A 10,150-nucleotide genomic window follows, 5' to 3' on the forward strand; every position below is an offset into this window, starting at 1 on the left:
GTATTAATTATTTTTTACCACCTTAGTAAAATTATCAATTTACATACCAAAATCATGGAAGAAATGGTGATTAAATCAAATAATTCTCTGGAGAATTTGCCCGTTTTAACCGAACAGGAAAAACATCAAATATTGGTGGAATGGAATAATACCACAGTAGATTATCCTCAACATTTGTGCATCCATGAATTATTTGTAGCACAAGTAGAAAAAACTCCAGATAATATTGCTGCTATTTTTGATAGGCAAAAACTTACTTATCAACAGTTGAATCACCAAGCCAATAAAGTAGCTCATTATTTACAATCTTTAGGTGTAGGAACAGAAGTTTTAGTAGGGATTTCTGTGGAACGTTCCCTAGAAATGATCGTTGGTTTATTGGGTATTCTCAAAGCAGGTGCAGCATATCTACCACTAGATCCCACCTATCCCAAAGAATGGATATCCTTCATGCTGGCAGATTCCCAAGTGCAAGTGCTGTTAACACAGCAAAAATTTGTGGAAAGCTTTGCGGAAAGTGGAGTAAAAACAGTTTGTTTAGATCAAGATTGGGAATTAATCGATCACCAAAATCAAGAAAATCCTACCAGCGATGTCACAGCAGAAAATCTAGCCTATGTGATTTATACATCTGGTTCTACAGGCACACCCAAAGGAGTCCCTGTACCCCATCAGGCGGTGAATCGGCTAGTATGTAATACCAATTATGTACAGGTTACAACCACTGACCGTACTGCCCAAGCTTCCAATACTTCATTTGATGCAGCCACCTTTGAAATTTGGGGTTCGCTATTACATGGCGCTACCTTAGTCGGTGTTCCGCAAAACGTTCTGCTTTCACCTCTAGATTTTGCTGACTACATCAGTGAACAAAAAATTAACATCTTATTTTTAACCACCGCCTTATTTAATCAATTAGCTAACATTGTTCCCCAGGCATTTAAAGACCTGCGATACTTATTATTTGGTGGTGAAGCTGTAGATCCGAAAACAGTCAGAGCAGTGCTGACAAATGGCGCACCCCAGAATTTACTGCACGTTTATGGACCAACTGAAAGTACAACATACTCCTGTTTTTATCCAGTAGAAGATGTACCAGAAGGTAGCACAACATTACCCATTGGCCGCCCCATATCCAATACACAAATATATATACTTAACGAACAACTACAACCTGTTCCCGTGGGTACTCCAGGGGAAATATATATTGGTGGTGATGGTTTAGCACGAGGCTACTTGAACCGTCCAGAGTTAACTGAGGAAAGATTTATTTCTCATCCGTTTCATAATCTAAAATCTAAAATCCAAAATCCAAAATTGTATAAAACGGGAGATTTAGCCCGTTATTTACCAGACGGTAATATTGAATTTGTGGGGCGAGTTGATAACCAAGTCAAAATTCGCGGTTTTCGGATTGAACTAGGAGAAGTTGAGACGGCTTTAAGTCAACACCCAGATATACAACAAGCAGTAGTAACTGTTCGGGAAGATGTTCCTGGTGATAAACGGCTAGTTGCTTATGTTGTATCCAATCAAAAATCCCCAGTCACCGCCACAACCTTAAAAAGCTTCCTCGAAGACAAGCTACCCGCTTATATGATTCCGGCGGCTTGGATGGTGCTGGACTCCTTACCTCTGACCCCGAATGGTAAAGTTGATCGTCGTAGTCTGCCAGCCCCTGCTCGTACACGCCCCGATTTAGCAGCAGCTTTTGTTGCACCCCGTAACTCTATTGAAGAACAGTTAGCGACTCTCTGGACTGAGTTATTAGGACTAGATGTAGTGGGAGTCAATGATAACTTTTTCTGTTTGGGTGGTCACTCCCTGATTGTGACGCAAATGATTTATCGGGCGCGGGAAATTTTCTCAGTCAATATATCTTTTGCTCAAGTATTTGCTAACCCCACCATAGCTGCTGTAGCTGAAATCATTGCCCAAGGTGGTGAACAAACCCAATGGGAACGCCCTACCATTCAACATATTTCCCATGAAGGACTTGTACCAGTTTCCTTTTCCCAAGAGCGCATTTACTTTGTCTATAAATTAGCACCAGAAAACAGCGCCTACCAATTCCAGGCCACAATGGACATTAGAGGCAAACTGGATTTTGAAGCTCTACAACGTTCTCTAGATGAGATTGTCAGGCGGCATGAAATCTTCAGGACAACTTATCAAGAGGTGAATGGTAGACTCTATCAAGTAATTCACCCACATCCAGGAGCCGCTTTGAGAGTCGTTGATCTGCGGGACATTCCTGAACCGGAGCGACAAATAGAGGCACAAAAGTTAGTAGAGGCAGAACTTCTCACACACCTAGACCTAACCCAACTACCCATAGTGCAATGGGCGGTATTTCAGTTGAGCGACCAGGATTATATATTGACCCATGTGGAACATCACATGGCGCATGATGGCTGGTCATTTAACGTCTTTTTAAGTGAGTTGGTAGAACTGTATGAAGCTTTGTGGGCGGGTAAACTTTCCCCATTACCGGAATTAAGTTACCAGTTTGCTGACTTTGCTACTTGGCAGCGTGAATGGGCAAAAACACAAGAAGCTCAAGCGCAGTTGGTGTATTGGCAACAAAAGTTAGCCGGGATTCCCCCGTTGTTGGAATTACCATACAATCGCCCACGTCCCAAAGAGCAAACCTATAATGGCGAACACGCCAGGATGGAATTGCCTGTTGATTTGTGCGAATCCCTGAGAGATTTCAGTCATCAGCAAGGTGCAACCTTATTTATGACGATGCTGGAAGGTTTTATCATCCTGTTGCATCGTTACATTAGCCAAGATGATATTTTTATCGGTTCTGCGGTTGCCAATCGTCGGATGCACCAAATCGAGAAGATCATGGGTATGGTTGTTAACAACTTAGTTTTACGCACTGACGTTTCAGGAAATCCCACAGTGCGGGAATTACTTGATCGGGTGCGCCAAATGACAATGGAAGCTTACGCTAACGAAGACGTACCTTTTGATAAAGTGGTAGAAGCAGTGAAACCGATTCGCAACCTCAGTCATAATCCGCTATTTCAGGTGATGTTTAGTTTCCATAACTCCGCCAAACCCTATTTAAAATTCCCTGGCTTTGACTTCACCTTGCATGAACCAGCTAATAACAAATCTGCCAAGTTTGATCTTGACTTCTTAGTTATCCCTAGGTTTGAACAAAGTGTACAGTCCGGTGCAAAAACAGGAGCAAGAGGAATTACTCTGGATTTGGAATATAACAGCGACTTGTTTGATGCTGAAAGCATGGAAGCGATGCTAGAGCAGTATGAACAGGTGTTAATTGAGATGCTTGCTAACCCAGAACAAAAAATTTGTCAAATACCTCTGGTGACAGCATCTCAACAAAAATTACTAGGGGAATGGAATCAAACAGCTAGGGAAAATACACAGACTCAGTGTATCCAGAAGTTATTTGAACTGCAAGTAGAATTAACACCAGATGCGATCGCTGTAGAACAGGATGGTAAAAAATTAACTTACCGAGAATTGAGCGATCGCGCTAACAAAATTGCCCACTATTTGCAAAGTTTAGGAGTTAAACCCGAAACCTTGGTAGGTATTTGTGTTGACCGTTCCCTAGAAATGATTGCTGGGTTACTGGGAATTCTCAAAGCTGGTGGTGCTTACGTTCCCATTGATCCTGCTTATCCCCAAGAACGCATATCTGAGATGATCGCAGATACCCAACTCGGTATTTTACTTACACAAAATAGATTCCAAGAGAAACTAACAGGTTATACCGGACAAACCATTTGTTTAGATACAGATTGGGCAAAAATTGCTACCCAAAGTACAGCCAACCCAGTGAGTGACGTTCAACTCAATAACCTAGCCTACATTATTTATACCTCCGGTTCTACAGGTAAACCAAAGGGTGTAATGATTGAACATCGTTCCATGTTGAACTTTGTCACCACTGCCATTGATGAGTATGGTATAAATGCTCAAGATCAGGTTCTACAATTTGCCTCTGTTTGCTTCGATACATCCATAGAAGAAATCTTCCCCTGTCTTGCTGTTGGTGCAACCTTAGTGTTACGCACTGAAGAAATGCTCAACTCCAGCGATGATTTTTGGCGGTGTTGTCAAAAATGGCAGTTAACAGTTTTGGACTTACCCACAGCATATTGGCATCAGTTAGTAACAGAACTGCAACCCCAAAACTCCCCCATTCCTGGAAGTTTGAGAACTGTAATTATTGGTGGGGAAGAAGTACAGCTAGAAAAAGTGCAACATTGGCATCATTGCACAGCGCATCTTTCCCCAGTGCCCCAATTATTTAACAGTTACGGACCGACAGAAGCCACAGTAGTTACTACTTTAGAACGCCTCACCCCGACAAATACTTCTGTGAGCATCGGTAAACCCATTAGTAATGCTCAGGTTTACATTTTAGATCAATATCAGCAACCTGTACCTATAGGAGTTCCTGGAGAATTACACATTGGGGGAGCAGGACTAGCAAGAGGATATTGGCAACGTCCAGAACTCACAGCCGAGAAATTTATTGAGAACCCCATTGCAGACAATTCTTGTGGGGTAGGCATCTTGGCTGCCTCAGAAATACAAGGGACGGGCAAGATGCCCATCCCACAAAACCAACAAAATCATCCACTAAATATACAACGCCCAAAGCTTTATAAAACTGGGGATTTAGTCAGATTTAGAAGAGATGGCAATTTAGAATACCTGGGACGAGTTGACAATCAGGTGAAAATTCGCGGTTTTCGCATCGAGTTGGGAGAAATTGAGACAGTATTAAGACAACATCCGCAAGTATCCCAAGCTGTTGTTATTGCCCATCAAGAAACTACTGGACAAAAGCGACTTGTAGCTTATGTTGTACCCCAAGCACTACAGCCAACAATTGACGAACTGCGCCAGTTTCTTAAACAGAAATTACCTACTTACATGATTCCTGCGGCGTTCATGGTGTTAGATAGCATACCCATGACCTCTAACCAAAAGGTAGATTATCGGGCTTTACCAGCACCTGATTTTTCTCGCAGTGATGAAGATAAATTTGCAGCACCACGCACATTAATAGAAGAGAAATTAGTGGCGATTTGGTCAGAAGTGCTGAGAATAGAAAACGTTGGCATTCACGATAATTATTTTGAATTGGGTGGAGATTCAATTCTCAGTATTCAGCTAGTTTCTAAAGCGAATCAGGCGGGTATTCAAATTGCCGCTAAACAGTTATTTAGGTATCAAACCATTGCGGAGTTAGCGACTGTAGCGGGTATGACTCGCCAAATCAACGCCGAACAAGGTTTAGTAACTGGTAAAGTTGGTTTAACACCGATTCAAAAATGGTTTTTTGCACAGAAATTACCAGAAATCAATTACTTTAACCAATCAGCATTGTTAGAAGTTCCTGCTGATTTGCAACCTGAGTTATTGCAGGAAGTGGTACAAAAGCTTTTGGTACATCATGATGCTTTGCGAACTGCTTACAGCAGCACTAGTTTCCTCCAGGACGCTCCGCGTAGCTTGCTTCCCCGCAGGGGTACGCTATCGCAATTTGTACAGGAAGGGGAAAACTGGCAACAAATCCACACCGATGTACAAAAAACTGTACCATTAAGCATCTTTGATTTATCGCACCTGTCAGCAGCAGAACAGGAAACAGCGATAAGAACTAAAGATACAGAATTACAAGCTAGTTTGGATTTAGCAACAGGAGAAATTACCAAAGTTGGATTATTCCAATTAGGAAGTAATAAACCCAGTTGTTTACTTTTGGTGATTCATCACTTAGCAGTTGATGGGATTTCTTGGCGGATTTTATTGGAAGATTTAGTCACAGCTTACCAACAAATGAGCCGAGGACAGGCGATAAAATTACCAGAGAAAACAACATCTTGGAAATATTGGAGCGATCGCTTAACAGAATATGCTCAAACCGAAGCTGTGAAAGAGTTAGATTACTGGGTAAATCAATCTAATATTTCCACCAAACCTTTACCAGTAGACTATCCTGCATCTGAGGAAAATAATACCCTAGCCTCAACTGCATCTGTATCACTGGCCTTCAATAAAGAACAAACCCGCGCCCTATTACAAGATGTTCCTGCTGCTTACAATACCCAAATTAATGATGTTTTATTGACAGCTTTAATACAGAGTTTTACCCAATGGACAGGAGAAAATTATTTACTAATTGATTTAGAAGGACATGGACGAGAAGACTTATTTGAAGATGTAGACCTGTCACGAACTGTAGGTTGGTTTACAACATTATTCCCTGTGGGTTTAGAAATCACAGAAAATCAACCAGGGGAAGCATTAAAATCAGTCAAAGAACAAATGCGAAGCATTCCCAACCGGGGGATAGGTTATGGTGTATTGCGATATTTAAACACAGACACCAGCATCCGCGAAAAATTAGCTTCCTTCCCCTCAGCGCAAGTTAGTTTTAACTACCTTGGACAATTTGATCAAGTTCTGAAAGCATCATCAGTTTTAGGTGAAGCTAAAGAGTTTAAATCAGAACAAAGTGGATTAAATCGTCGTAGTCACCTATTAGGAATTAGCGGTTTTATTCGGTCTGGGAAATTAGAAATGACTTGGGCATATAGTGATAAAATTCACAAGCGGGACACCATAGAAAAGTTAGCTTCAGGATTTATGGAAGCATTAACAAACCTCATAGATCACTGTCAATCAAAAGACGATCAAAGCTATACACCATCTGATTTCTCTGCTGCTAAACTCAATCAACAACAGCTAGATAAATTCCTAGCCAAACTCAACAAGAAGAAATAAATAGGTAATGGGTAATGGGTAATGGGTAATTGGTTAATTCTTTCCAAGTCCCCAGTCCCCAGTCCCCAGTCCCCAATCACCAACTCAGAGGAAATGTATGCAAAGTATCGAAGACCTTTATGAACTTTCACCCATGCAACAAGGGATGTTGTTTCATACCCTTTATGCACCAGAATCAGAAGTTTATTTTGAGCAGTTACTTTGTATACTTTCTGGGGAATTGAATTTTTCAGTATTTCAAAAAGCTTGGGAACAAGTTGTCGCCAGACATTCAATATTACGCAGTTCTTTTTATTGGGAAGAAATAGAAAAACCCTTGCAAATGGTCAGTAAGCAAATGGATCTTCCCTGGGAAAAATTGGATTGGCGACATTTAACAAGTGATGAACAACAAAAGAATTTAGAGGATTTTTTGGTGAGCGATCGCCATAAAGGATTTGATTTAAATCAAGCTCCTTTAATGCGTTTTACCATCATTCAATTAACTGAGAACACCTACCAATTTATTTGGAGTCATCACCATATATTATTTGATGGTTGGTCAATGCAGATTATCCTTAAAGAAGTTTTCGCTTTATATGAAGCAAATCAACGGGGTGAATATTTAAGATTGTCACCAATTCGACCTTATAAAGAATATATTGAATGGTTACAACAACAGGATATTGACAAAGCTAAACAATTTTGGCAACAAACACTTAAAGGTTTTGAAACATCTACCTTAATAGGGAACAGGGAACTCTTAACTGGGAACAGAAGTAAGGGAATATATCAAGAAAAACGTTTTCAATTATCTCAAACGGTAACTGAAAAGTTGCAAGCTGCGGCACGACAGCATCATTTAACATTAAATAATTTAGTACAGGGAGCATGGAGTTTATTAATTTCCCGTTATAGTGGCGAAAAAGATGTAGTTTTTGGAGCAACTGTATCCGGTCGTCAACCTGTAATAGACAACATAGAATCAATGGTGGGATTATTAATTAACACCATTCCCACCCGTGTAAAAATTGATAATCAAAAACAAATATTATCTTGGCTGCAAGAATTACAAACTCAAGCAATAGAACAAGAACAATATAGTTATTTTCCCCTGGCAGAAATTCAACAAGTAAGTAATATTCTCCCAGGGATGCCATTATTTGAAAGTCTGTTAGTCTTTGAAAATTATCCCGTAGATTCCAGTAAACAAGACAAGGAAAAAACCTTAGATATTAGTCATCTGAGTTGTTTTGAAAGAACAAACTACCCATTAACAATAGTCATTAACCCTGGTTCACAGTTAGGAGGTAGATTTGTTTATGATACTAGATCCTTTGATGAAACAACATTAGTCCGCATGATTGGACATTTCCAAACATTGCTCACAAGATTCTCTGAAAACTTACAACAGAATATTTCACAAATATCTTTACTCAGTGCAGCAGAAGAACAAGAATTAATAATTTTAGAAAATCATCTAGAGAATCATCAAAATCAGGAAAATATTAATTATCAATGTGTTCATGTTTTATTTGAAGAACAAGTACAGAGAACACCTGATAAGATTGCAGTTGTTTATAAACAAGAACATTTAACTTATCGGCAATTAAATAACCGTGCTAATCAATTAGCAAATTATTTAAAATCATTAGGAGTTAAACCAGAAACCAAGATAGGAATTTGTGTTGAGCGTTCCTTAGGAATGGTAATCGGAATACTCGCTATTCTCAAAGCTGGAGGTGCTTATGTACCTTTAGATCCAGCTTATCCTACAGAAAGACTAGCTTTAATGCTGGAAGATGTACAAACACCCATCTTGCTAACACAAACTCATTTACAAAATAGACTCCCACTCAATCAGCAAACAGTGGTGAATCTTGACACAGATGGGGAAATTATCGCCCAATATTCAGCAGATAATTTCCCCAGTGAAGTTACTCCAGAAAATTTAGCTTATATCATTTATACATCCGGTTCAACAGGAACACCAAAAGGAACAGAAGTTCCCCATCGTAGCTTTATAGGTTTTATGTTTGGGGTTGATTATATTCAACTTGACGAAAACCTAATTTGGCTACAACATTCATCAATTTCTTGGGATGGACTCACCCTAGAAATGTGGACACCCTTGCTTTATGGTGGACGTTGTGTACTGTATCCAGAAAAAATTCCTACAACAGAAAAATTAACCCAAATTATTCAAGAACAAAAAGTTAATACTCTTTGGTTAACTTCTGCTTTATTCAATATGATGATTAATACAATGCCACAAGGTTTATTAGGCATTAAAAAACTGCTTATTGGTGGAGAATCTTTGTCTATAAATCATGTACGTCGTGCTTTAGAACTATTACCAGAAACCAAAATCATCAATGGTTATGGTCCTTCAGAATGCACAGTATTTACCTGTTGTTATCCAATTCCTCAACAACTTGGCGAAAATGTCAATTCCATTCCTATTGGTAAACCTATCGGTGATAGAACAGTTTACATACTAGATGAGAATCTACATAGAGTACCAGTGGGTGTTCCTGGGGAACTTTATGTAGGTGGTGCAAGTGTTGCTAGAGGCTACTTAAACCAACCAAAACTTACGCTAGAAAAATTTATTCTTAATCCTTTTGAGGCAGCAGCAGGGGGAAAACTTTATAAAACCGGAGATTTAGTCCGTCGGTTGCCTGATGGCAATCTGGAATTTATTGGTCGAATTGATACACAAGTAAAAATTCGCGGTTTTCGGATTGAATTAGCAGAAATTGAAATTGTTTTAATTCAACATCCTGATATAAAAGATGTGGTAGTAATTGCATGGGGAGATGAACCAGGTCAGAAATTATTAGTAGCGTATTTGGTAGCAAAAGATCATGCTCCCAACCCTAGCAGCTTACGCAACTTTATCAAAGAAAAGCTACCAGATTACATGATTCCTACCGCTTTCGTATGTCTAGAGAGTTTACCCCTAACTCCAAATGGGAAAATCAACCGTCGAGCTTTGCCTATTCCTGATACTTCCCAAAGAAATTTAGAAGTTGATTTTGTTCCACCTAGCACCGATACAGAAAAAGAACTAGCCACAATTTGGACGGAAGTTCTGAAATTAAAACAAGTAGGAATTAACGATAACTTTTTTGAATTAGGAGGACATTCCTTACTAGCTACCCAAGCAATTTCTCGTTTAAGAGAAGTCTTTTCTCTAGATTTCCCTCTGCGTTACTTATTTGAAAATCCCACCATTGCCGAACTTGCCCAGAAAGTTATTGAACAACAAATTGAGCAAGCTGAAAATGATGAACTAGCCAGGATTTTAGCAGAAGTAGATCAACTATCAGAAGAGGAGGTAACACAACAATTATTTATGAATTAATAGAAAAATAACCTGATAAAT

General features: G+C 39.5%; 2 protein-coding genes. Both read left to right on the top strand.

Features of this window, described 5'->3' with window-relative positions:
- The first annotated feature begins 54 nt into the window (after positions 1-54).
- On the top strand, positions 55-6,783 hold the full coding sequence (locus IQ228_RS13150; RefSeq protein ID WP_193963049.1) for a non-ribosomal peptide synthetase: 6,729 nt from the start codon (positions 55-57) through the stop codon (positions 6,781-6,783).
- A 97-nt stretch (positions 6,784-6,880) separates the two neighbouring features.
- Positions 6,881-10,129: a non-ribosomal peptide synthetase gene (locus IQ228_RS13155; protein WP_193963050.1), complete on the top strand. Its 3,249-nt coding sequence runs from the start codon at positions 6,881-6,883 to the stop codon at positions 10,127-10,129.
- Positions 10,130-10,150: the final 21 nt, after the last annotated feature.

The sequence above is a fragment of the Dolichospermum sp. LEGE 00246 genome (assembly GCF_015207865.1).
Lineage (GTDB): Bacteria > Cyanobacteriota > Cyanobacteriia > Cyanobacteriales > Nostocaceae > Dolichospermum > Dolichospermum heterosporum.

What these genes read in the sequence shown, in the direction of transcription:
- IQ228_RS13150 (WP_193963049.1), top strand. Translation starts at nt 55, where the DNA reads ATGGAAGAAATGGTGATTAAATCAAATAATTCTCTGGAGAATTTGCCC.
- IQ228_RS13155 (WP_193963050.1), top strand. Translation starts at nt 6,881, where the DNA reads ATGCAAAGTATCGAAGACCTTTATGAACTTTCACCCATGCAACAAGGG.